Origin of the sequence: Serratia grimesii NBRC 13537, from assembly GCF_001590905.1 — a bacterium.
GTDB lineage: Bacteria > Pseudomonadota > Gammaproteobacteria > Enterobacterales > Enterobacteriaceae > Serratia > Serratia grimesii.
Genome location: NZ_BCTT01000008.1, coordinates 1 through 24394 on the forward strand (window position 1 = coordinate 1; position 24394 = coordinate 24394).

General features: G+C 52.3%; 18 protein-coding genes, 1 tRNA gene and 1 pseudogene. 10 read left to right on the plus strand and 10 right to left on the minus strand.

All coding sequences use genetic code 11. The annotated features are described in order from the left end of the window. From SGR01S_RS24180 to lptF, 7 genes and pseudogenes are all read right to left on the minus strand, one after another. The coding region (locus SGR01S_RS24180; RefSeq protein WP_061807449.1) for a hypothetical protein at nt 1-1597 on the minus strand (1597 nt) is incomplete at its 3' end. Between the two features lie 540 nt (nt 1598-2137). Further along, nucleotides 2138-3424 carry a type II toxin-antitoxin system HipA family toxin gene (locus tag SGR01S_RS10815; protein ID WP_061807450.1) on the minus strand — a complete coding sequence of 429 codons (1287 nt, stop codon included), beginning with the start codon at nt 3422-3424 and terminating at the stop codon, nt 2138-2140. 2 nt (nt 3425-3426) lie between these two features. Further along, nucleotides 3427-3675, minus strand: a pseudogene (locus SGR01S_RS10820) (helix-turn-helix domain-containing protein). A 185-nt stretch (nt 3676-3860) separates the two neighbouring features. Continuing rightward, nucleotides 3861-4496 (minus strand): carbonic anhydrase, encoded by a 636-nt coding sequence (locus SGR01S_RS10825; protein ID WP_061807451.1) that lies wholly within the window; start codon nt 4494-4496, stop codon nt 3861-3863. A 239-nt stretch (nt 4497-4735) separates the two neighbouring features. After that, nucleotides 4736-4820, minus strand: a tRNA-Leu gene (locus SGR01S_RS10830). A 379-nt stretch (nt 4821-5199) separates the two neighbouring features. Further along, nucleotides 5200-6270: an LPS export ABC transporter permease LptG gene (gene lptG / locus SGR01S_RS10835; RefSeq protein WP_037424418.1), complete on the minus strand. Its 1071-nt coding sequence runs from the start codon at nt 6268-6270 to the stop codon at nt 5200-5202. Beyond that, nucleotides 6270-7364 carry an LPS export ABC transporter permease LptF gene (gene lptF / locus SGR01S_RS10840; protein ID WP_037424419.1) on the minus strand — a complete coding sequence of 365 codons (1095 nt, stop codon included), beginning with the start codon at nt 7362-7364 and terminating at the stop codon, nt 6270-6272. The genes lptG and lptF overlap by 1 nt, the downstream gene beginning before the upstream one ends. Nucleotides 7365-7644: 280 nt before the next feature. Between lptF and pepA the strand changes: the two genes are divergently transcribed. The 4 genes from pepA (at nt 7645) to SGR01S_RS10860 (ending at nt 13502) form a co-directional block, all read left to right on the plus strand. Next, on the plus strand, nt 7645-9156 hold the full coding sequence (gene pepA / locus SGR01S_RS10845) for a leucyl aminopeptidase (protein ID WP_037424420.1): 1512 nt from the start codon (nt 7645-7647) through the stop codon (nt 9154-9156). A 195-nt stretch (nt 9157-9351) separates the two neighbouring features. Next, entirely contained in the window at nt 9352-9804 is a 453-nt protein-coding gene (locus tag SGR01S_RS10850; RefSeq protein ID WP_037424421.1) for a DNA polymerase III subunit chi, read from the plus strand. A 13-nt stretch (nt 9805-9817) separates the two neighbouring features. Then, complete coding sequence (locus SGR01S_RS10855; protein ID WP_061807452.1) at nt 9818-12694, plus strand: valine--tRNA ligase; 2877 nt, start codon at nt 9818-9820, stop codon at nt 12692-12694. 304 nt (nt 12695-12998) lie between these two features. After that, nucleotides 12999-13502 (plus strand): GNAT family N-acetyltransferase, encoded by a 504-nt coding sequence (locus SGR01S_RS10860; RefSeq protein WP_037424425.1) that lies wholly within the window; start codon nt 12999-13001, stop codon nt 13500-13502. Nucleotides 13503-13659: 157 nt separating this feature from the next. Here the strand turns inward: SGR01S_RS10860 and SGR01S_RS10865 are convergent, their stop codons facing one another. Beyond that, complete coding sequence (locus SGR01S_RS10865) at nt 13660-14667, minus strand: acyltransferase family protein (protein ID WP_061807453.1); 1008 nt, start codon at nt 14665-14667, stop codon at nt 13660-13662. Nucleotides 14668-15020: 353 nt separating this feature from the next. Between SGR01S_RS10865 and SGR01S_RS10870 the strand changes: the two genes are divergently transcribed. Then, nucleotides 15021-16628, plus strand: coding sequence for a GMC family oxidoreductase (locus tag SGR01S_RS10870; RefSeq protein ID WP_061807454.1), 1608 nt, complete (start codon nt 15021-15023; stop codon nt 16626-16628). Between the two features lie 23 nt (nt 16629-16651). Here the strand turns inward: SGR01S_RS10870 and miaE are convergent, their stop codons facing one another. Next, on the minus strand, nt 16652-17416 hold the full coding sequence (gene miaE / locus SGR01S_RS10875; RefSeq protein WP_037424431.1) for a tRNA isopentenyl-2-thiomethyl-A-37 hydroxylase MiaE: 765 nt from the start codon (nt 17414-17416) through the stop codon (nt 16652-16654). Nucleotides 17417-17470: 54 nt separating this feature from the next. Continuing rightward, on the minus strand, nt 17471-17899 hold the full coding sequence (gene rraB, locus SGR01S_RS10880) for a ribonuclease E inhibitor RraB (RefSeq protein ID WP_037424433.1): 429 nt from the start codon (nt 17897-17899) through the stop codon (nt 17471-17473). A gap of 163 nt (nt 17900-18062) precedes the next feature. On the opposite strand from rraB, the gene argF (SGR01S_RS10885) reads away from it, so the two are divergent. From argF (SGR01S_RS10885) to arcD, 5 genes are all read left to right on the plus strand, one after another. Continuing rightward, nucleotides 18063-19082, plus strand: a complete 1020-nt coding sequence (argF, locus tag SGR01S_RS10885; protein ID WP_037424435.1) for an ornithine carbamoyltransferase — start codon at nt 18063-18065, stop codon at nt 19080-19082. Between the two features lie 606 nt (nt 19083-19688). Further along, entirely contained in the window at nt 19689-20909 is a 1221-nt protein-coding gene (arcA, locus tag SGR01S_RS10890; RefSeq protein ID WP_037424437.1) for an arginine deiminase, read from the plus strand. 18 nt (nt 20910-20927) lie between these two features. Then, nucleotides 20928-21845, plus strand: a complete 918-nt coding sequence (arcC, locus tag SGR01S_RS10895) for a carbamate kinase (protein WP_440591199.1) — start codon at nt 20928-20930, stop codon at nt 21843-21845. Nucleotides 21846-21863: 18 nt separating this feature from the next. Further along, complete coding sequence (gene argF, locus SGR01S_RS10900; protein WP_061807456.1) at nt 21864-22868, plus strand: ornithine carbamoyltransferase; 1005 nt, start codon at nt 21864-21866, stop codon at nt 22866-22868. A 90-nt stretch (nt 22869-22958) separates the two neighbouring features. Beyond that, nucleotides 22959-24389, plus strand: a complete 1431-nt coding sequence (arcD, locus tag SGR01S_RS10905) for an arginine-ornithine antiporter (protein ID WP_061807457.1) — start codon at nt 22959-22961, stop codon at nt 24387-24389. Nucleotides 24390-24394 lie beyond the last annotated feature (5 nt).

Sequence of the window (24394 nt, forward strand, 5' to 3'; positions counted from 1 at the left end):
TGCCTGTGCCTGTGCCTGTGCCTGTGCCTGTGCCTGTGCCTGTGCCTGTGCCTGTGCCTGTGCCTGTGCCTGTGCCTGTGCCTGTGCCTCCGTCAGTTACTATTTCTATATCTCTTACACCACCGTCCCCATTATTCGACTTTCTTTTTTTCGGAATGATTTTATCTGTATCAGGATGATTATCTAACTTATCGTTATCGCCAGAAATTCTTATTTCATTATCTTCTCCTCCGAAAAAATGAGCTAGCTCATCTATTTGCTCTCTGTCCTTAGGTTCGACGTACGCTATATTTTTAATGAATATGCGAACTGCCACCCCCAATTTATTCATAGCAGCAGTGAGGATTTGTCTCTCAGTATAGTCAATGATCCTCGCAGTAGATAATTCATCATGCCTCGGATTTTCCATGTTTTTTATTTTTGCGCTACAGGAAGAATTTGCTGGCTCAATAATAGCTGTAAAATTAGAATATTGATTAAAATTAATAAGTTTATCTTTAAAGTTTTTCAGGTTTGTAGTTATTAACATGCCATTTCTTATGAAGAAAAACCTTTTATAATTTTTTTCACTCAATAGAACACGTATAGTAAAATCACCAAGTTGATCTATATTAATAGTACCATGATTTGCTTCAATGGCGGTCAGGCAATCATATATCATTTCAGCATCATCAAGAACATCCGCATGCATGTTACCAGATAGAGAGTCATTTTCTTTTAATTTCTCAAAGTTTTCATCAAGCGTGTCAGATGTGATTAATATTTCCCCATCGTCAATAGAAAACTCTATATCACCGGAATGAATAGCACTTGTGAAATTACTAATTAATGATATCGCTATTTCATTCCTCCAGTTTTCATCGTCTCTGACAAATAAAGCAAAAATAGTTGTCCCTATCTCATCCCTTCTTAACCAGTTCGGAATAAAATCGATGTTATCTATTGGTTGAAAATCCTCTCCTCCCCAGTAGCAAGTTGCACTCCTCGCATCACCGTTCTTATCGAGATGAGAAGTTAATAGTGATTTACCTTGGAATAGGAATACAGAGTTACCTGTTTCATCAGGATAGCAAGTTGAGTAAAATACCGTTCTTCCTTCAGATATTGCAAAAACAGCATTTTTTCCTATGCCATGAGAACCACCAGAGGCTTCATTATCATCTTTCTGGCTCACGCCTTTTGCTTTGACTAAACTATGAAATGGATTCCCCTCAACACAAGGCCCTCTCAATCCTTTTGTATTAAAGTCTGAAATTTTTAGGACATTTATTTTTTCATTTTTACTTTTATCCATTAAATTATCGAAAAATTTAACACTCTTAATATCACATTTTTCTTTTGCGTAGGAAAGGCATGACGATACAGTATCTGTAAACTCATTAAAACATGGGATTTCATTCTTATTTATAGAAATCAAATCAAAGCAAACTTTAACAGGCTTTTTAGTAGATGGATCATGTACGTCTCTGCTGTTTTGACCAATTTCTCGTGAAAGACTAAAAAATGGATTATCCAAAAAAGTCTCAATTCCTGAATCTCCCAAACCCTCGCTTTCCATAGCGATATTTTTTATCGTACTAAATATCATATTGCTCACCCAGTTACTCCTTAGTTATATCTTGTAGAAATCTAGCATGTACATTAGCATATTATTCAACACAAAAATAATTTCCAATTAAATAATAAACGCAGTTACTATTTTAAAATTAAATAATTCATTTTGGCATTGATATTCAATCATCAATTCCACCACATTATATTAACAAAGAGAATGGCAATAAACATCTATAAAAAAAGGGGATGTTAAAAAGCACAGCATACTAAATCAGTACTAGGTTACCTTTCCTATAACTAAAAAATTTCAAAATCAAAAAATATCTTTATAGCGTGACTGGATATTATTCAATAGAATTACAATATATGGTCTCTTAGTTACGATCACCTCCTCCCTACACTGTTAGAATTTAACAAGCAGGTAAACAACTACTCGCTGCAGATGCAAGAAGGTCGCATTTATCCACCATAGCTGTTTAAGCACCTAATTTCGATTTGATGACAAAAACCTTAGTCTAATTGATATAAAAAAGACACCTAAGCAGGTGTGTTAATTTTTCATGTAGTTCAATAACAAATCCCCCTACCAAGGCAATCGCTCTGCCTGTCGCCGAACCCCGGCAAAAATGGCATCACTCACAGAGCGGGGGAAATCGTCCGGCAACATCGCTTCCACATTAGCGATTGCTTGCTCCGTTTGCGTTTTCAACTCAGCCATCACCTGTAGCGTCTTCTCTTCGGAATACCCAACTGCTCTCGCGGTAGAGATAAAGTGCCGTGGCAAGATCTGGCTCCAACGGTAATGGCGGTTCTTCCCAAGCGCAGTCATTGCCATTTTGGCTTTCTGTGGCGCAATGCCACGGGCATGAATAAATGGGTAACCCGAGAGCACATCATAGAGCGGAGTTATTCGATAGGTCGTTTCTGGTTCAATGAACAGGCTGAAGTTTTTAGCATGCCCATCAATGGCCGCCAGCATCCAGAATACGATTTGGCTTTTAAAGAAAGTGTCTCGATCGAACAAGGGTTGCTGTGAGCCCAATAGCAGCTCCATCGCAGCCGCAATACCGGGCCCACCATCAGCCTCATATTTCAGCGCAGGGGGAACGCCTAAAGCTTGGCAAAAATCTTCCTGCGGCAAGCGTATCAGCCAACTGTTATCTTGCGACCAACATCGGTCAAAGCGCTCCACGATCAGTACCCTTTGTGCACCAAAGCGCATTAACTGAGTCTGTGCTACCGGCAGGCTAAACTGTTCAGCAATACGTAAACATAACCACTCGTTCTCACAGCTTTCACTGAGATCCAGATTGTTATACGCAATATGGCCGATGGGCAGTTTTATGATGTGGCTGGTCGGTGTGCTTCCTTTCGGTCGACACCACTGATTGTAGAACCAAAGCAACGCCGTCTTTTCCTGTGCGCCTGCCAGAGAAATGCGGAAATCATCACTATCGAGTCCCATGCCCAAGAGGGCTTCTCGGTAGCCTTGCAGTAACTGTTCTATTTCTTCGTCACTGACCGGTACTACATTCACTTGCTTTACCGGGGCCACCTCAGCATGTTCAGGGTAAAGCTGAACCGCTCCCACGCAGTCGCTGCCAATGCTGGCCAGCAGATCAAAAGGTTGTTTGGTTGTCGTTTTAAAGCGCGTCTGTATGCGGCTGCGAATGAGCTCGCTGTCCGGCAGCAGATTGTCGAAAAAGTTAAACACTACGTCGCCGCGGAACGGCTCTGGCTGTAACGGCAGGGATAACGATATGGCGCGTGCCAGCCATTCTTCCAGGTAAACAAACGACATCGCGCCGCCTGCATGCTTCTCCAGCATTCCAACAACAGTGCCATTTAGCGCCACACGCAGCTTTTCCATGCTCACCACTCCTGATCCCAGGTCTTGGGATCTACCGGCTTACCACGCGGGGTGACCTGTAGCTCCAAGTCCAGCGCGGAAAGCAGTTTGAACAACGTCTCCAACTGGGTGCCGTCTGGGTTGTTTTCAAAGGCGGAAACCGTGGCCTGTTTAAATCAGATACTGTCAGCGGTTTTACTTTGGCTCTGGTTACGCTTTTTACGCTCGTTGCGTAATGTATGCCCCAGCATCTGTGCCGAGGTGATTTTCATTTTATCCTCCCAAGCGGATGAAATGAGTATTATCCCCTATAGGGGATAGATGCCCTCTCCGTATCGAGATGTCTGCTATGGCTTTTAGTGAGTATCAAAAGCGGACATGATTCTTTAGATCTACCCCATAAAAAAATCCACGCCGAAACGTGGATTCAATTTACTAGCCAAAGCCAACCATCACTTTATTCGAAGTGAACTGCGGGGTTATCTGCCAGTGAAACGAAATTCTTCGTATTTTTATCCAGCGTACGGATCTCGCCACTTTCGATGTCGTACACCCAGCCGTGCAGACGCAGGCCGTTGTTGCGCAGACCCACGGCAACGGACGGGTGAGTCTTAATGTTATTAAGCTGGGCGATAACGTTCTCTTCGACCATGGCGTTAACTTTGTCGATTTCGCTATCCCACGTTTTCTTCTCTACCACCGCTTTTGCCGCGTCCGCGTAGTGCAGCCAGTGGGCCACAGCAGGCATCGGGTCAAGACATTGGCAAGAAGCTATCGCCTTCATGGCACCGCAGTTCGAGTGGCCGCAAATCACAATATCCGTGACGCCCAGTGCAACAACCGCGTATTCGATGGTCGCTGAAACCCCACCCGGTTCCGGGCCAAAGGAAGGAACGATGTTGCCTGCGTTACGGATAACGAAAAGCTGTCCCGGGTCTTGCTGAGTCACAAGTTCGGGTACCAGGCGGCTGTCAGAACACGATATAAAAAGCGCTTTAGGGTTCTGGCTGGAGGCAAGGCTGCGGAAGAGTTCCTTACGCTGTGGGAAAATCTCTTTCTGGAAGCTGAGGAAACCTTCAATGATATGTTGCATAACACGCTCTCTGGATCGGTAGTATCGATAACATGATAATCATCACACTCGGTTAGTCCAGCATCTCTTGGATGGAAATGAGCGTTAAAGGGGCTGCGAAACGTGCCTGTGAAAGTGGCAATGACGGGATGCGGCAATCCGTTGATGGATAAGTCTGGGTAAGATAGGGGAAACTCGCGGAGCGGATTTCAGGCACAAAAAAACCACCTCTCGGTGGCTTCTTGTTCGCGCTGTACTAATGGTGCCGAAGGCCGGACTCGAACCGGCACGTATCTCTACGGTTGATTTTGAATCAACTGCGTCTACCGATTTCGCCACTTCGGCACTGCAAGTAGTATGCGGAAAACGTGTGCATTATACCTTTCAGCGATCCGCACGCAACACTTATCCGTTGTTCAATGAGTTAAGTGCTGAAAAAATCGTCGACAGGGTCATGTTTGGCTCATTTTGTAGGCGAAATAAGCCCTCATTCGACGAATAACATCGGTGATACTGCGGCAAGCAACACGGGCACAGCGTGCAGCGCCCCTACGAATAACATCGCGGATACCTGCGGCAAACAACACGGGCGCAGCATGCAGCCCCCCTACGAATGACATCGGCGATACCTGCTGCAAACATCACGGGCGCAACGTGCAGGGCTCCCAGAAACAAAAAAGGCGTAACCCACTGGCCACGCCTTCTTAAACTGCCTGTAGCGCCGCTACTTGCGTTTTAGCAGCATATACACGCTGATCAACAAAAACAGCATGCTTGGCAGCAACGCGCCCAGTACCGGCGGCATGTTGTATACCAGGCTCAGCGGGCCGAATATCTGGTCCAGCACGTAGAACAAGAAGCCGAAGCTGATACCGGTTACCACACGCACGCCCATCGGTACGCTACGCAGCGGCCCGAAGATGAACGACAGGGCCATCAGCATCATCACCGCAACGGAAAGCGGCGAGAACACCTTGCTCCACATGTTCAACTGATAGCGGTTGGCTTCCTGACCACTCTGTTTCAGGTACTTCACATAGTTGTGCAAGCCGCTGATCGAAAGTGAGGTTGGGTCCAGCGCCACCACGCCCAGTTTGTCCGGGGTCAGGTTGGTCTTCCATTCGCCGGTCAGCGTCTGGGTGCCAGTAACTTGTTTAGGGTTGGTCAGGTCAGACGTATCTACCTGCGACAGCTTCCATACACCGTCTTCAAAGGTTGCGCTAGCGGCATAGCGTACCGTCTCCAGCCTGCGCTGGTCGTTGAAGTGGTAAATGTTCACGCCGGAAAGCTCTTTCTCACCCGCTACGCGTTCGATGTAGATAAAGTCGGTGCCGTCTTTCGCCCACAGGCCGTTTTTGGTGGAAAGCAGTGAACCGCCGTACATCTGCTGCGCACGGTAGTTACGCGCCATCTGGTCGCCCTGCGGGGCTACCCACTCGCCAATCGCCATGGTCAACAGCACCAGCGGAATGGCGGTTTTCATCACCGAACCGGCGATCTGCATGCGAGTAAAGCCGGAAGCCTGCATCACCACCAGTTCACTGCGCGTCGCCAATTGCCCCAGACCAAGTAATGCCCCCAGCAAGGCCGCCATCGGGAAGAAGATCTCGATGTCCTTCGGCACGCTCAGCAGGGTAAACATCCCGGCGCCCAGCGCCGTATAGTCACCCTGACCCACTCTGCGCAGCTGGTCGACGAACTTGATGATGCCGGAAAGCGACACCAGCATGAACAGCGTCATGATGATGGTGTTGAAAATCGTCTTACCGATATATCGGTCTAAAACACCAAACATCAGGCCGCTCCTCTCAGGCGTGCACGCAGCTTACGCATCGGCACGGTATCCCACAGGTTCAGCGCCAGCGCGATCGCAAAGTACACGGCGTTGACCAGCCAGAGCCACAACATCGGGTCCAGTTTGCCTTTACCGGCGTTGGAACGCAGCGAGGTCTGCAGCAGGAAGAATATCAAATACAACAGGATGGCCGGCAGCATGCTCAACACGCGGCCTTGTCGTGGGTTCACCACGCTGAGCGGCACAACCAGCAACGCCATCAGCACCACAGACACCACCAGCGTCAGGCGCCAATGGAACTCGGCACGTGCGTCCGGGTCGTCAGACTCCAGCAGCGTCTTCATCGACATCTGTTCGGCCTGGTTACCGTCCACGGCGACCGCTCGGTGGCCTACCACCGCCTTATAGTCGTTGAAATCGGTAATGCGGAAGTCGCGCAGCAGTGCAGTCCCCTCAAAACGGGTGCCCTTATCCAGCGTCACCACCTGCGAACCGTCATTCAACTGGTTAATCTGGCCGTGCTCAGCCACCACCACGGATGGGCGTTGGTTACCACTCGGCCGCAGTTGCGCCAGGAACACATTATTGAAGGTGCTGCCTTTTACGTTGCCAATAAACAGCACCGCGTTACCGTCTTGTGACGTCTTGAACTGCCCTTCTGCCAGCCCGGCAATACTCGGGTTAGCTTTGGCTTCGGACACCACCACGTCCTGATAGCGCGAGGCCCAGGGCCCGACCCAGAACACGTTGGCCGCTGCAATGACGGAGGTGAAAAGTGCCAACACCATTGCCGCGATGATCAGGGTACGTTTACCCAGACCGCAGGCATGCATCACGGTGATTTCACTGTCGGTATACAGCCGCCCAAGCGTCATCAATAAACCGAGAAACAGGCTTAATGGCAGGATTAGCTGCGCCATCTTCGGCACACCCAATGCGAGCAAAGAAAGAACTAAATTTGTCGGGACATCGCCGTCCACCGCATCGCCTAACACCCTGACTAAGTTCTGACAAAAGAAGATCAGAAGCAGGATGAACAGGATTGCGATTTGGCTCTTTAGCGTTTCCCGTACCAGATATCTTATGATGATCACGCTTATTACGCCTGTGAAAACTTGTCTTTTTGCAGGAAAATCGATAGTTTCATCGCTAATCCGCCATTTATTCTCATCATATGGCAACCGACACAGCTAAAATAGTATTACAACATCTAGCATTTGGGTGTCCTATAGGAACTTACTTATAGTCGCCAAAACAGAGCAATTTACGCCGTTCAGGTTAACATAGTTAGTTAACTCGATGGCCGGAGATCGTTACGGAGTGCGTCATTCTAGCCGTAGCGTCCGCCTTTGTCTTTAAGATTCAGGAGAGTGCATGGAGTTCAGTGTAAAAAGCGGTAGCCCGGAAAAACAGCGCAGTGCCTGTATTGTAGTCGGCGTTTTCGAACCGCGCCGCTTGTCCCCTATCGCAGAACAACTCGACAAAATCAGTGATGGTTATATCAGCGCTTTGCTGCGCCGTGGCGAACTGGAAGGTAAAGTCGGGCAGACGTTACTGCTGCACCATGTACCTAACATTCTCTCCGAACGCATCCTGTTAATTGGCTGTGGCAAAGAGCGCGAGCTCGATGAACGCCAATACAAACAGGTGATTCAAAAAACCATCAATACCCTTAACGATACCGGCTCCATGGAAGCGGTCTGCTTCCTGACTGAGCTGCACGTGAAAGGCCGTAACACTTACTGGAAGGTGCGTCAGGCGGTAGAAACCGCTAAAGAAACGCTCTACACCTTCGATCAGCTGAAAAGCAACAAAGTGGAGCCACGCCGTCCACTGCGTAAAATGGTGTTCAACGTGCCAACCCGTCGTGAACTCACCAGCGGTGAACGTGCTATCCAGCACGGTCTGGCGGTGTCTTCAGGCATCAAAGCTGCGAAAGATCTCGGCAATATGCCGCCGAACATCTGTAACGCCGGTTATCTGGCGTCACAGGCTCGCCAACTGGCGGACGCTTTCAGCACCAACATCACCACTCGCGTCATCGGCGAACAGCAGATGAAAGAGTTGGGGATGAACGCCTATCTGGCGGTTGGCGCTGGCTCGCGCAACGAGTCATTGATGTCGGTGATGGAATATAAGGGCAATCCGAACCCGGACGCTAAGCCAATTGTGCTTGTCGGTAAAGGGCTGACCTTCGATGCCGGCGGCATCTCGATCAAACCTGCCGATGGCATGGACGAGATGAAGTACGACATGTGTGGCGCAGCCACCGTGTACGGCGTGATGCGTGTGGTGGCGGAACTGAACCTGCCGCTGAACGTGATCGGCGTGCTGGCGGGCTGTGAAAACATGCCTGGCGGTAGCGCTTATCGTCCGGGCGACGTGCTGACTACCATGTCCGGCCAGACCGTCGAGGTGCTGAACACCGACGCCGAAGGCCGCCTGGTACTGTGCGACACCCTGACTTACGTCGAGCGTTTCGATCCGGAGCTGGTGATTGACGTTGCCACCCTGACCGGCGCCTGCGTGATCGCGTTGGGCCACCACATCACCGGCCTGATGTCGAACCACAACCCGCTGGCGCACGAACTGATCGGCGCGTCCGAACAGGCCGGCGACCGCGCGTGGCGCTTGCCGATGTCCGACGAGTACTACGAGCAGCTGGACTCCAACTTTGCCGATATGGCGAACATTGGTGGCCGTCCGGGCGGGGCTATCACCGCAGCCTGCTTCTTGTCGCGTTTCACCCGTAAGTACAGCTGGGCACACCTGGATATCGCCGGCACTGCCTGGCGTTCAGGCAAGGCCAAAGGCGCTACCGGTCGTCCGGTAGCCTTGCTGTCACAGTTCCTGTTGAACCGTGCTGGGTTAAACGGCGACGATTAAAATACCCTTCATCTTTCAAGCTACAGCGTTGTTGGCTGTGCTCGTAAACCCCAGTCACTGACTTTATGTCAGCTCCTGGGGATTTACGAACTTGCCGCCTAGCTGCAACTTGAAACCTATTGGGTATATAATCACGGTAACAAAGCGAAGGGCGCACAAGTTGCGCCCCTAATTTTTTCTAACGGCAATGGACTCATGAGCAAACAGGCAACGTTCTATTTAATTGAACACGCGGAACCCGCAGGTGCGCTCAGCGCGCATGAGGCCGTGGCCTGCGCCGTTGCCGCCGAGCGCTGGCGTTCCGGCAAGCGGGTGTTGATCGCCTGCGAAAGCCAGGAACAAGCCCAGCGGTTGGACGAGGCGCTATGGCAGCGCGATCCGCACCAGTTCGTACCACACAATCTGGCCGGTGAAGGCCCGCACTATGGTGCGCCGGTCGAGCTATGCTGGCCCGGTAAACGCGGCAACTCCCCGCGCGATCTACTGATCGCCCTGCTGCCGCAGTTTGCAGATTTTGCTACTGCTTTCCATGAAGTGGTAGACTTCGTCCCTTACGAAGACACCCTGAAACAGTTGGCGCGCGACCGATATAAAGCTTATCGCAGCGTCGGCTTCCATTTGACCACGGCCACGCCGCCAACTCACTGAACAACGATATAAAATGGAAAAGACAAACAGTCATCTCGATACCGCATACGACCCGAAAGAGATCGAACAGAAGCTGTACGATCACTGGGAAAACCAGGGTTACTTCAAGCCAAATGGTGATACCAGCCAGGAAAGCTTCTGCATCATGATCCCGCCGCCGAACGTCACCGGCAGCCTGCACATGGGCCACGCATTCCAGCAGACCATCATGGACACTATGATCCGTTACCAGCGCATGCAGGGTAAAAACACCCTGTGGCAGGCCGGTACCGACCATGCCGGTATCGCCACCCAGATGGTGGTTGAGCGCAAGATCGCCGCAGAAGAAAACAAAACTCGCCATGACTATGGCCGCGACGCGTTCATCGACAAAATCTGGCAGTGGAAAGCAGAATCCGGCGGCACCATTACCCGTCAGATGCGTCGTCTGGGCAACTCCGTGGACTGGGAGCGTGAGCGCTTCACCATGGACGAAGGCCTGTCCAACGCCGTACGCGAAGTGTTTGTCCGCCTGCACAAAGAAGATCTGATCTACCGCGGCAAACGCCTGGTGAACTGGGATCCGAAACTGCGCACCGCCATTTCCGATCTGGAAGTGGAAAACCGCGAATCCAAAGGCTCCATGTGGCACCTGCGCTACCCGCTGGCCGACGGCGCCAAAACTGCCGAAGGCAAAGATTACCTGGTAGTCGCCACCACCCGTCCGGAAACCGTGCTCGGTGATACCGGCGTAGCCGTGAACCCGGAAGATCCGCGCTACAAAGATTTGATCGGCAAAGAAGTTATTCTGCCGTTGGTTGGCCGCCGTATCCGCATCGTCGGTGACGAACACGCCGATATGGAAAAAGGCACCGGCTGTGTGAAAATCACCCCGGCGCACGACTTTAACGACTACGAAGTCGGTAAACGTCACGGTCTGACCATGATCAACATCCTGACTTTCGACGGCGATATCCGTCAGGAAGCGGAAGTGTTCAATACGCTCGGCGAAATCTGCACAGATTACTGCAACGAAATCCCGGCCCAGTTCCGTGGCCTGGAGCGCTTTGCAGCGCGTAAAGCGGTAGTGGCCGCCTTTGAAGAATTGGGCCTGCTGGAAGAGATCAAACCGCACGACCTGACGGTGCCTTACGGCGACCGTGGCGGCGTGGTGATCGAACCGATGCTGACCGACCAATGGTACGTGCGTACCGCACCGCTGGCGAAAGTGGCGGTGGAAGCGGTTGAGCAAGGCGAGATCCAGTTCGTGCCGAAGCAGTACGAAAACATGTACTTCAGTTGGATGCGTGACATTCAGGACTGGTGTATCTCTCGTCAACTGTGGTGGGGTCACCGTATCCCGGCCTGGTACGACGTGAACGGCAAAGTCTACGTTGGCCGCAGCGAAGAAGAAGTGCGCAGCGAGAACAACCTGGGCCCAGACGTGGTGCTGAACCAGGACGAAGACGTGCTGGACACCTGGTTCTCTTCCGGCCTGTGGACCTTCTCTACTCTGGGCTGGCCAGAACAAACCGACGCGTTGAAAACCTTCCACCCGACCAGCGTGATGGTCAGCGGCTTCGACATCATCTTCTTCTGGATTGCGCGCATGATCATGCTGACCATGCACTTCATGAAGGACGAAAACGGCAAGCCACAGGTTCCGTTCAAGACCGTCTACATGACCGGTCTGATCCGCGACGACGAAGGACAGAAGATGTCCAAGTCGAAAGGTAACGTGATCGACCCACTGGACATGGTTGACGGTATCTCACTGGAAGACCTGCTGGAAAAACGTACCGGCAACATGATGCAGCCGCAGCTGGCGGAAAAAATCCGTAAGCGCACCGAGAAGCAATTCCCGAACGGTATCGAACCGCACGGCACCGACGCCCTGCGTTTCACCCTGGCGGCACTTGCTTCTACCGGCCGTGACATTAACTGGGACATGAAGCGCCTGGAAGGCTACCGCAACTTCTGTAACAAGCTGTGGAACGCCAGCCGCTTTGTGCTGATGAACGCCGAAGGCCAGGACTGTGGCTTTAACGGTGGCGAGAAAGTGCTGTCGCTGGCAGACCGCTGGATCCTGGCTGAATTCAACCGCACGGTGAAGGCATACCGCGAAGCGCTGGACACTTACCGCTTCGATCTGGCCGCCAACATCCTGTACGAATTCACCTGGAACCAGTTCTGTGACTGGTATCTGGAGCTGACCAAGCCTGTCGTGACCAACGGCAGCGAAGCGGAACAGCGCGGCACCCGCCACACACTGATCACCGTGCTGGAAGCCCTGCTGCGCCTGGCACACCCGGTGATCCCGTTCATTACCGAAACCATCTGGCAGCGCGTGAAGACCCTGACTGGCGAAACTGCAGACACCATCATGCTGCAGCCATTCCCAGAGTACGACGCCGCGTTGGAAGATGCGCAGGCGTTGAACGACCTGGAGTGGATCAAGCAGGCGATCACCGCGGTACGTAATATCCGTGCCGAGATGAACATCGCGCCGAGCAAAATGCTGGAAGTGCTGCTGCGCAACTGCAACGCCGACGCAGAGCGCCGCGTGCAGGAAAACCAGAGCTTTATCGAGCGTCTGGCGCGTCTGTCGTCTATCTCTCTGCTGCCTGCCGGTGACAAAGGCCCGTTATCCGTCACCAAGCTGGTAGACGGTGCCGAGCTGTTGATCCCAATGGCTGGCTTTATCGATAAAGACGCCGAGATTGCGCGTCTGTCGAAAGAGATGGGCAAGCTGGATGCAGAAATCGCCTCGATCGAAGGCAAGCTGTCTAACGAAGGTTTTGTGGCGCGCGCGCCAGAAGCCGTCGTCGCGAAAGAACGCGAACGTCTGACTGCCTGCAAAGAAGGTAAAGTGAAGTTGCAGGAACAGCAGGCGTCCATCGCCGCGTTGTAATCTGTCGAATCACTGCAACAGCTGAAAACAGCGGGGATTTCCCCGCTGTTTTTTTATCGCCGTTGCATCCGGCCCGCTTAAGATGTTATTACAAAGCCTACCCTATAGCTTTCAAGTTGCAGCCAGGCGCCCAGCTCGCTCATCCCCAGGCGCTTACTCAGGTAAGTAACTGGGGAGGTAACAACGCTGCAACTTGAAAGATGACGGGTATATAATGCTGCATGGACGCCGCCGGGAAATAACTCCGGTGCGTTTTGTGTTGCGATAAAAACGAATGTGGTTCCCTTTAATGGCGAGTGTAAACATGACAACAGCAACCCCAGTACGTCTTCTGGTGCGCCCAATAACGGCTGATGATAATGCCGCTATTGCTAATGTCATTCGCGAAGTCTCCGCCGAACACGGTCTGACGGCGGACAAAGGCTATACCGTTTCTGACCCCAATCTGGACGTCTTGTATCAACTCTATAGCCTGCCGCGCAGCGCGTATTGGGTGATAGAAGTGGATGGTCAGATTGCCGGTGGCGGCGGTGTTGCACCACTGCAAGGCGGTGAAGACGATATTTGCGAATTACAGAAAATGTATTTCCTGCCGCTGTTGCGCGGCCAGGGCCTGGCAAAACGCCTGGCGCTGCAAGCACTGGAGTTCGCCCGTCAACAGGGCTTCCGCTGTTGTTATTTAGAAACTACCGCCAGCCTGACGCAGGCCATCGGCCTGTATGAGCATTTGGGCTTTGAGCATATCGACCAGGCGATGGGCACCACCGGCCACGTCGACTGCGAAGTCACCATGCTGAAGACCCTGTGATCAGCGTTTACTGTTCGGCCCGAGATACCCGGGCCTAGCGCACCGAAGGGGCGCTCCGGCAGCCAAGGCTGCTACGCCCCTTCGGCACGCTCTCCCTAATAACAAACATTGCCCGTCTTCTGAGAGAACACATAAGTGATCTCTTTTCTTATCCAGCCTACCCCACCTTCTGCACCCTCTTCATCACTCCGCCCTTGATAGCCAACTCAATCCGGCTCAGCACCAGGCTGGTCAGGTATGACACCACAATCAATAACAGCAGGATCAGCGGCGTATAGCGCGGCGCAAAGATCAGCTTTTGAGTGAAGTAATAGCAATAGAAACTGTGGGTCAGCCACATGTACATCGAATGCTTGCCCAACTCACCCACAACCCGATTCACCGTGCTACCCAGGCCGTCAGCGGTATTCATCAACGCGATAATAAACAGCGGTGTCACCAGCAGCAGCCCAGGGTTATGAGCAACGATAAACACCGCCACTGTCACCATCAGTAAAATCAGCGGGTGTGTACGGCTTAGAGTAACGATCAGCTTCGCCAGCCACGTGTTTGCCGGCATTTTCTGGCTACGGCCAAACACCATGCCAAAGCCGAAAGGCAACAGCCAGGTGCAATATTCGATTAGCACCTCCGGTGCCCAAGCAAAATACTGCAACCCTTTGCCACACACTGCCGCCAACACCAGCAGCCCCAGCAATGGATAGGTATTGAGCCGCGACAACAGTGGCAGAGAAAGCACATACAAAACGTAAAGTTTAAAGAACCACCACTCGCTGTTATAAGTGGATTTAAGACCAATCAGGTTTTCGAAAAACAGCGATGGGGAAAGGGTATACCTTTCTCCCGGAAAGAAAATGATGCCAATCGGCACAAAGATAAACAGCACTATCCAGTAGTTGATATATAAGTTCTTCAGCTTCCCCCAAATATATTTAAGCGAGATTTGTTTTTTAAGCGAGAATCCATAACCCGATAAAAACAGGAACATCGACACGCAAATCTTGCCGAACAGGCCAAGGTACATCTCAATGTCGACGCGGTTAACAATATGATAGATCGGGATATCCGGGCTAATTCGCAGAGGGTAGGCAAACAGGTGATGGACCAACATCAAAATGATGGCAATCCCTTTTAAATAATTAGACTTATTAATCGAAATTTCCATATTTCTTAATATCTTATCCAATAATAGAGGGATTCATCATATAGCAGCATTTTTACTCTGACACTCTCTTTCCTGATCGGATAAGTCTCATATTTAATATTCCGTTAAGAAACAATGTGCCAATTCTTTATAAAACCGCACTCCCGCCGCATCAGCATACACATGCAAAAAATCAAAGATAAAATATTAATATAGTTATCCTGTTAATATTTCATAAAAATCAAAATGATAGTTAATTTTAAAAATAAATTTTGTGATATTCATTAATAAATTAACGATTACAAATTGACCTCCTGCCCGCTTACGATACTCTGCCAGAACAGGCTCATGCCGCAATCGCACAGGGAGCAGTCATGTCGGAAAACGCTTTTGATTACATCATTGTCGGCGCAGGTTCCGCCGGCTGCGTCTTGGCAGCACAGTTGATCCGCCGTACCCAGGCGCGAGTACTGCTGCTGGAAGCCGGTGGTGACGACAATAATCTATTCATCAAGATGCCAGCTGGCGTGGCGAAGATCATCGCCAAGAAAAGCTGGCCGTATGAGACCGAACCGGAGCCACACGCCAACAACCGGCGTATGCAGATAGCCCAAGGCAAGGTGCTGGGTGGCAGCAGTTCGGTCAACGGTATGATCTACATTCGTGGCCAGCGGCAGGATTATGACGAATGGGCCGAACGTTATGGCTGCGTCGGCTGGGGCTACCAAGACGTGCTGCCCTACTTCAAACGTGCCGAGGCCAACGAAAGCCTGTCGGATGCCTATCACGGTGGCGAAGGGCTGCTGCCGGTCAGCGAGAACCGCTACCGTCACCCGCTTAGCATGGCGTTTATCCGCGCGGGCCAAGAGCTGGATCTACCCTACCGTAATGATTTCAACGGCGACAGCCAGCACGGTGTCGGCTTCTACCAAACCACCACCCACAACGGCGAGCGCGCCAGCACCGCACGCACCTACCTGAAAGCAGTGCGCAACGAGCAACGCTTGGTCGTGAAGCTCAATGCGCTGGTGCACCGCGTGGTATTCGACAACAACGTCGCCACCGGCGTGGTGTACAGCCAAAATGGCGGTGCCGAAGTCACTGCATATGCGGCAAAAGAGGTGATTCTCAGCGCCGGCGCCGTAGGATCGCCGAAGCTCCTGATGTTGTCCGGTATTGGGCCACGCGAACATCTGCAACAGTTGGGCATCGAACCGCGCGCGGATCTGCCAGTCGGCAAGAACTTCCACGATCACCTGCATATGTCGATCAACGTCAGTACCCGCGACCCTATCAGTCTGTACGGTGCCGATCGCGGCCTGCAAGCGTTGCGCCACGGTACCGAATGGCTGGCATTTCGCAGTGGCGTACTGAGCTCCAACGTGCTCGAAGGCGCTGCCTTCACTGACAGCCTGGGCGACAGCCGACCGGATGTGCAAATCCACTTCCTGCCGATGCTCGACAGCTGGGACGATGTACCCGGCGAACCTTTACCTAATATCCACGGCTTCACGCTGAAGGTTGGCTATCTGCAACCCAAAGCACGCGGCGAAGTTCTGCTACGCAGCCGCGATCCACGCGATCCGGTGAAACTGCATGCCAACTACCTCGGTCATCCGGAAGATCTGGCCGGCAGCGTGCGCGCAGTGAAGTTTGGCCTGCGCTTCCTACAAACCGCCGCCCTCAAACCGATCATCAAAGATCTACTGATGCCGCAGCCGGCATGGCTGAACGATGAAGCACAGTTGGAAGAGTTCGTGCGCAACTTCTGCAAGACGGTGTATCACCCGGTGGGCAGTTGCCGCATGGGGCAATCCCCACAGGACTCGGTCACCGACTTACAGCTCAAAGTGCACGGTTTTGAACGGCTGCGGGTGATCGACTGTTCGGTGATGCCGCAGGTGACCAGCGGCAATACCAATGCGCCGACCATTATGCTGGCAGAGAAAGCCGTAGATATCTTGCTGGGCACACCGGAATAAAACACGCCACGGATGCCCAGCTATCAGGCGATAGCGGGCACACCGCTGTGGAAACGGAACTCGCTGTCTGGGGTCTGGATCAGTGCCGCTTCGATACGGCCAAAATGAGCCACCCGTTCGCTGATATCGCCACCGGCAATCTGTTCGGCTAGCGTCAGGTAATCCTGATAATGGCGCGCTTCAGAGCGCAGCAGTGAAACGTAGAAACGGTTTAATTCGTCGTCCAGATGCGGCGCCAGGCGGGCAAAACGTTCGCAGGAGCGCGCTTCGATATACGCACCACAAATCAGTTTATCAATCAGCGTCGCCGGATCGTGGGTGCGGATCTCACGGATCATGCCTTTAGCATAGCGACTGGCGGTGATCTTCTTATACGGGATCTGCCGTGCCAGCATGATCTCCAGCACCTGAGAAAAGTGGTGGAGCTCTTCTTTGATCAACAACACCATCTTGTCCGCCAGATCCTGACCATAGGCCGAGCCGTTTTTTGGCAGGATCTTGCGGGTGAAATTGTTCTGCTGAAACAGGGCTTCCGGCACGCCCTGCGCTTCATGCAGAAACGCCTCATAGGGCCTGAGGAGTGCCAGTAACGCGTCACCACTCTCTTTGTCTGCTACATAGCGGCGGATCAGCCACATGCCGGTCTGCGCAGCTTTTAGCTCGCATACCATATGGTCAGTCAGCAACAGCGGCAGATTTTCTGGGCGGCGCGCAGCATCAATCCAGGCGTCTGGGGTTTCACAGTGCAGGAAGTTTAAAATAGGGGCTAACAGAGATTGGTATTTCATGTCATTTATCAGGGGCCAACAAGCGCTGGCCCACAGGAATTAAGCAGAAGTTAATTAATGACGTTTACCGTCGTCGTCTTCGTCGATGAAGTCACCGTCTTCTTCATCATCGTCACCTTCTTCGCCGTTCGGATCTTCGAAGTAAGTGCCCCAGCCGTCGTAGTTAACGCCGCAACGTGCCGCCAGCGCGACCAGTTGCTCAACCTGAGTGTCGATCAGTTCGGCCTTCAGGCTGACTTCGCTGATTACGTCACAACACATCACCAGGGTACCGTCTTCCACTTCCAGCTCTTCGGCGTCAGTCACTTCGTAGCCTAACTTGAAGGCTTCGACAGCGGCTTTCTCCAGCACTTCAAACTTTTCGGCAGAGAAATGGTGTTCGATGGTGTAGAGCGCCTCTGGATCGCTGCCGTCTTCCAGCAGTTCTTCGATGATCAGGCGGGTCTCTTCACGTTGTTCGTCTAGCTGTTCGCTGTTTGCCATGCCTATATCCTCAAGTCAAATGGCCTGTATTCCTTCTATTTTCACACACCGTCGGCATTGCTTCCACGATAAACGTGAAAGATTTCCATTCCGGGCTTGAAATTGAATATTCATACATATAAAGTGAATTTAAATTCAATTTAAGCGATAAGGATATACGGCAATGAGTAGCATAAACCCGTTCTACAAACGTCACTTCCTGAGGTTAATGGATTTCACCCCGGCAGAACTGCAGATGCTGTTGCAACTGTCCGCCGATTTGAAGCAGGCCAAGAAGCAAGGCAAGGAAACTCGTCATTTGCAGGGCAAAAACATCGCGCTCATCTTCGAAAAAGACTCGACCCGTACACGATGCTCTTTCGAAGTTGCCGCTTTCGATCAAGGCGCTCAGGTCACCTATCTCGGCCCGAGTGGCAGTCAGATCGGCCACAAAGAATCGATGAAAGACACTGCCCGCGTGCTGGGCCGCATGTATGACGGTATTCAATACCGCGGTTACGGTCAGCACCTGGTAGAAACCTTGGCAAATCATGCCGGCGTACCGGTGTGGAATGGGCTGACCAATGAATTCCACCCAACCCAGTTATTGGCGGATCTGCTCACGGTGCAGGAACACCTGCCGGGCAAGCCACTCAATGAGGTGAAGTTCGCCTATCTCGGCGATACCCGCAACAATATGGGCAATACCCTGCTGGAGGCCGCAGCCTTGGCAGGCATGGATCTGCGTCTGGTAGCACCAAAGGCATGTTGGCCACAGGCAGACTTGGTGGCAGAGTGCCAGGCATTAGCGCAGAAGACCGGTGCGAAGATCACCCTGACTGAAGACATCGCCGAAGGGGTAAAAGATGCAGATTTCCTCTATACCGACGTGTGGGTGTCGATGGGGGAACCAAAAGAAACCTGGCAGGAGCGTATCGCCCTGCTTAAGCCATATCAGGTCAATATGGCGATGGTGAAACTGACCGGCAACCCGAACGTCAAATTCCTTCACTGCCTGCCGGCATTTCACGACGACCAAACCACACTTGGCAAGCAAATGGCCGAACAATACGGGCTGCACGGCGGCATGGAAGTCACCGATGATGTGTTCGAATCGGCGCACAGCGTCGTGTTCGATCAGGCAGAGAACCGTCTGCACACCATCAAAGCAGTGATGGTCGCCACCTTAAGCGAATCCCTTTAACGATTGACTCCCCCAATAGGGGTGGGCTTTCTCGCCACCCCAGCCCCAACCGATTAACTATCCCACTCTGTCTCGTTGTATTGCAGATTTTTATGCACCCGACGTACATAACCTCTCCACCCTCAGGGAAATGCACTGTGCTAATACCTTGTTTATCCTCTTGGAATAAAATAGAAGCCCGCTGCGTCACAAAAATAAAAACCCATTATCCGTTACCGACGGGAATAAAAATTCAAAAGAAATTGAGTGCACCAGGATATTAATAACCTGTAAATGCATAACTACGCCAGCCATCCGATAAAACCAAGCAATTACAATAAATTAAGTCACTCACCTTTAAGGTGAACTTGCTTTATTTTTGGATAATTAACGCGATAGATGCGTATTAATTCATTTTGATAAATGAAATTTCCAATAAAACAATGACGCTAATCAATTGATAATCCTTTTCATTTTTCGCGCCCTCTCAATGTGACACCCATCACAAAACAACCGGAAGCAATGTTTATTATCAGCGGCAACGGCACTGCACCCATTCTCAATAAATGAAATAAACCTTTATTTCGTTTTGTTCGATGTTACCTAAATCTGATAATAGGAAATGACATGGATAAGAATTATGTAGGTTCTGAAATAGGCCAGCTGCGCAGCGTTATGCTTCACCGACCTAATTTAAGTTTAAAGCGATTAACCCCATCAAACTGTCAGGAATTATTATTCGACGACGTATTGTCCGTAGAACGTGCCGGTGCGGAACACGATATTTTTGCGCAAACATTGCGTGCACAGAATGTCGAAGTTTTGCTGCTGACCGATCTGCTGACCGAAACCATGAGCATTCCCGCGGCTAAGCAGTGGTTGTTGTCAGCGCAGGTTTCTGACTTCCGTCTGGGGCCGTCGCTCGCCGCCGACATTCGCGGCTGGCTGGGTGATTTACCCGACCGCCAATTGGCGCGTCATATGACCGGCGGCCTGACATATGAGGAAGTGCCGGCCAGCTTCAGTAATATGGTGGTTGATACGCATCAGGGCACCGACTTTATTATGAAGCCGTTACCTAATCATTTGTTCACCCGTGATACCTCATGCTGGATATATAACGGCGTGTCGATTAATCCAATGGCCAAACCCGCGCGCCAGCGTGAAACAAATAACCTGCGCGCTATCTATAAATGGCACCCGTATTTTGCGAATGGCAATTTCACCACCTATTTTGGCGATGAGGAACGTAATTACGATCATGCCACATTGGAAGGCGGCGACGTTTTGGTCATTGGTCGTGGCGCCGTATTAATCGGCATGTCGGAGCGCACTACGCCGCAAGGGGTCGAATTCCTGGCGCAGGCACTGTTCAAATCCCATCAGGCGGAGCGGGTCATCGCTCTGGAATTGCCAAAACACCGTTCTTGTATGCACCTGGATACCGTCATGACTCATATCAATCTGGATACTTTCTCGGTTTATCCAGAAGTGGTGCGTAAAGAAGCGCAGTGTTGGACGCTAACGCCGGACGGCAAAGGTGGCTTGCATCGCCAACAGGAAAAACACTTCCTGACCGCTATCGAGCGCGCGCTGGGTATCAGTCAGGTGCAACTCATTACCACCGGCGGCGACAGCTTCGAGGCCGAACGCGAACAGTGGAATGACGCCAACAACGTTCTCACCATCCGGCCTGGCGTGGTGGTCGGCTACGAACGCAACACCTGGACCAACGAAAAATACGACAAAGCCGGCATCACCGTCCTGCCGATCCCCGGCGATGAGCTGGGCCGTGGCCGCGGTGGCGCACGCTGTATGAGCTGCCCGTTAGAACGCGACGACATCTGATCCCCCGACGGAGTAAACATCATGACTAAACCCACAGTGGTGATTGCCCTGGGTGGGAACGCCCTGCTGCGCCGCGGAGAACCGCTTGAGGCGGATATCCAACGCCGCAACGTCCTGCTTGCCAGCCGCCAGATTGCGGCACTGACCGAAAGCTGGAACGTCGTACTGGTACACGGCAACGGCCCGCAGGTCGGTTTACTGGCACTGCAAAATAATGCCTATCCGCAGGTTGCCCCCTACCCGCTGGACGTACTGGGTGCGGAAAGCCAGGGCATGATCGGCTATCTGCTGCTACAGGAGCTTAAAAACTGCCTGCCAAAGCAACAGGTTAGCGCCCTGCTGACCCAGGTGGAGGTCGACCCTGACGACAGTGCCTTCGGCAACCCCAGCAAATACATCGGGCCGGTCTATGACCAGAAAAGTGCACTGGCACTAAGCCTGGAGAAAGGCTGGACGATCAAGCCAGACGGCAAATATTTCCGTCGCGTAGTGCCGTCACCGAAACCGCTCAACATCATCGAGACCGACGCGATTAACACCCTGATCGCCCAAAGGCATCTGGTGATCTGCGCCGGTGGTGGTGGCATCCCGGTGTTACGCCGTGAAGGTCGTCTGGAAGGCATTGAGGCCGTGATCGATAAAGATCTTTCCGCTGCGTTCCTGGCAGAGCAGATCAAGGCCGATGCACTGCTTATCCTCACCGACGCCGATGCCGTTTATCTCGGCTGGGGTACGCCACAACAACGCGCTTTGGACAAAGTCACGCCAGACGATCTGGCCGGCATCACCTTCGACGCTGGATCGATGGGACCGAAGATCTCGGCCGCCAGCCATTTTGTACGCTACGCCCAGGGCATCGCCGGCATCGGCGCGCTACAGGATGCCACCCGTATCCTGGCCGGTGAGAAAGGCACGTTAATCACGCCAACGCTTTGAACAGAGAGGAACAAGATTATGAGCATTAACTTACGCCACCGTCATTTCCTGAAACTGCTGGATTTCAACACCGATGAAATCCAATACCTGATCGACCTGGCCTTCACGCTGAAAAAAGCCAAATACGGCAATGTAGAAAAGCAGCAACTGTGCGGTAAAAACATTGCGCTGATTTTCGAAAAAACCTCTACCCGCACTCGCTGTTCATTTGAGGTAGCCGCGTTCGATCAGGGCGCTCAGGTGACTTATCTCGGCCCAAGCGGTTCCCAGATTGGCCATAAAGAGTCGATGAAAGACACCGCGCGGGTATTGGGCCGCATGTATGACGGCATCGAATACCGGGGTTTCGCGCAGTCCATCGTGGAAGAGTTGGCCGAATTTGCCGGGGTGCCAGTATGGAATGGCCTGACCGACGAATTCCACCCTACACAAATCCTGGCCGATCTGATGACCATGCTGGAGCATGCACCAGGCAAAAGCCTTGATCAGATCGCTTTCGCCTACCTCGGAGATGCACGCAACAACATGGGTAACTCGCTGATGGTAGGCGCAGCAAAAATGGGCATGGATATCCGCCTGGTCGCCCCTAAGGCGTTTTGGCCGGACGAAGCCCTGCTGGCACAGTGCGCAGACATCGCCCGCGATACCGGCGCGCATATCACAGTTACCGACCAGGTTGAGGAAGGCGTTAAAGGTGTCGATTTCCTCTATACCGACGTGTGGGTATCGATGGGAGAACCGAAAGAGGCATGGGCGGAACGCGTTAGCCTGATGCAGCCTTATCAGATTAATGCCGCGGTGCTGAAAGCTACCGGTAACCCACAGGTTAAATTCATGCATTGTCTACCGGCCTTCCACAACGAACAGACCAAAGTAGGCAAGGAAATTGAGCTCGCTTATGGCCTGAAAGGGCTGGAAGTCACGGATGACGTGTTCGAATCGGCCCACTCCATTGTGTTCGATGAAGCGGAAAACCGCATGCACACCATTAAGGCCGTGATGGTCGCCACCCTCGGCGACTGATTGACGGCGCGGCGGTATCGTCTGCCGCCGCGTCTTCTCTACCTCTGAATCATTATTTTCCTGCTGCCCTGCGCAGCTGGAGGAACCCTCATGTCTGAAAAAAAACTGGGGCTGGTGGCCCTGATTGCGCTGGTCATCGGATCCATGGTGGGCGGTGGCGTGTTCAGCCTGCCGCAAAATTTCGCTTCCGTCGCCTCACCAGGCGCACTGCTGATCGGTTGGTTGATCACCGCCATAGGGATGATCTGCCTGGCATTAATTTATCAGAACCTCAGTGCCCGCTGTCCGCAGCTGGAGGGCGGTATTTACAGCTATGCTCGCGCCGGGTTTGGCGATTTTATTGGCTTCCAGTCTGCCTGGGGCTATTGGTTCTCCGCCTGGCTGGGGAACGTGTCTTATGCGGTGCTGCTGTTCAGTGCCCTCAGCTTCTTCTTCCCGGTGTTCGGCCTGGGCAATAACTGGCAATCAATCCTCGGCGCGTCCATCGTTCTATGGCTGGTGCATGCGTTGGTGCTACGTGGCGTGCAGGAAGCGGCCATGATCAATACCGTGTTAACGGTAGTCAAAGTACTGGTGTTGTTGGTGTTTATTGTGGCGGTCGTGATCGCCTTCCGTATCGGTATTTTTACCGCAGACTTCTGGGGCCGCATGATGGTGGTCGACGGCAGCCATCCCGCCCTGTTTGATCAGGTAAAAAACACCATGTTGGTCACCACCTGGGTCTTTATCGGTATTGAAGGCGCCACCGTTGTTTCCTCACGGGCCGCCAGACGTGCCGATATCGGCAAAGCGACGGTGATCGGTCTGCTGGGTTGCCTGGTGATTTATATCCTGGTCAGCGTGTTGTCGATGGGCGTGCTCGATCAGGCAACGTTGAACGGATTAAAAAATCCGTCAATGGCCGGAGTGCTGGAATCCGTGGTCGGCATTTGGGGGGCTCGTTTTGTCGCAGCCGGCGTGATTCTGTCGGTAGCCGGTGCGCTGCTCGCCTGGACACTGTTCGCCGCAGAGTTGCCGTTCGTCGCAGCCAAAGACGGCATGTTCCCGCAGATATTCACCAAAACCAACACCAATGGCTCGCCAGCAGTGTCGCTGTGGATCACCAATGGTTTGATACAGCTCTTCCTGTTGCTGACGCTGGTCTACAGTGCGGGCTATCAGGCGCTATTCTCCATTGCGACTGCCGCTATCCTCCCCCCTTATCTGTTCAGCGCCGCCTATGGCCTGAAACTGGCGATCACCGGTGAAAGCTACCAACCGGGTGAAACGCGTACCCGCGATCTGATCCTCGGGCTGATTGGCACTGTCTACGGTTTCTGGCTGTGCTATGCCGCCGGCAGCCAGATGTTACTGACCTCATTGTTGTTCGTCCCTGGCTTGCTGGTCTTCCTCTGGCATCAAAAAAATCAACATGCAGAACGGTTGTTGAAAGGCTACGAAGCGTTAATTGCCGTTCTTTTGGTCATTGTCGCCCTTATTACCCTTTATATGATTGCGACGGGTCATATCACCCTCGGTTAACCCAT

What these genes read in the sequence shown, in the direction of transcription:
- SGR01S_RS10815 (WP_061807450.1), bottom strand. Translation starts at nt 3,424, where the DNA reads ATGGAAAAGCTGCGTGTGGCGCTAAATGGCACTGTTGTTGGAATGCTG.
- SGR01S_RS10825 (WP_061807451.1), bottom strand. Translation starts at nt 4,496, where the DNA reads ATGCAACATATCATTGAAGGTTTCCTCAGCTTCCAGAAAGAGATTTTC.
- lptG (WP_037424418.1), bottom strand. Translation starts at nt 6,270, where the DNA reads ATGTTTGGTGTTTTAGACCGATATATCGGTAAGACGATTTTCAACACC.
- pepA (WP_037424420.1), top strand. Translation starts at nt 7,645, where the DNA reads ATGGAGTTCAGTGTAAAAAGCGGTAGCCCGGAAAAACAGCGCAGTGCC.
- SGR01S_RS10850 (WP_037424421.1), top strand. Translation starts at nt 9,352, where the DNA reads ATGAGCAAACAGGCAACGTTCTATTTAATTGAACACGCGGAACCCGCA.
- SGR01S_RS10855 (WP_061807452.1), top strand. Translation starts at nt 9,818, where the DNA reads ATGGAAAAGACAAACAGTCATCTCGATACCGCATACGACCCGAAAGAG.
- SGR01S_RS10860 (WP_037424425.1), top strand. Translation starts at nt 12,999, where the DNA reads ATGACAACAGCAACCCCAGTACGTCTTCTGGTGCGCCCAATAACGGCT.
- SGR01S_RS10865 (WP_061807453.1), bottom strand. Translation starts at nt 14,667, where the DNA reads ATGGAAATTTCGATTAATAAGTCTAATTATTTAAAAGGGATTGCCATC.
- SGR01S_RS10870 (WP_061807454.1), top strand. Translation starts at nt 15,021, where the DNA reads ATGTCGGAAAACGCTTTTGATTACATCATTGTCGGCGCAGGTTCCGCC.
- miaE (WP_037424431.1), bottom strand. Translation starts at nt 17,416, where the DNA reads ATGAAATACCAATCTCTGTTAGCCCCTATTTTAAACTTCCTGCACTGT.
- rraB (WP_037424433.1), bottom strand. Translation starts at nt 17,899, where the DNA reads ATGGCAAACAGCGAACAGCTAGACGAACAACGTGAAGAGACCCGCCTG.
- argF (WP_037424435.1), top strand. Translation starts at nt 18,063, where the DNA reads ATGAGTAGCATAAACCCGTTCTACAAACGTCACTTCCTGAGGTTAATG.
- arcA (WP_037424437.1), top strand. Translation starts at nt 19,689, where the DNA reads ATGGATAAGAATTATGTAGGTTCTGAAATAGGCCAGCTGCGCAGCGTT.
- argF (WP_061807456.1), top strand. Translation starts at nt 21,864, where the DNA reads ATGAGCATTAACTTACGCCACCGTCATTTCCTGAAACTGCTGGATTTC.
- arcD (WP_061807457.1), top strand. Translation starts at nt 22,959, where the DNA reads ATGTCTGAAAAAAAACTGGGGCTGGTGGCCCTGATTGCGCTGGTCATC.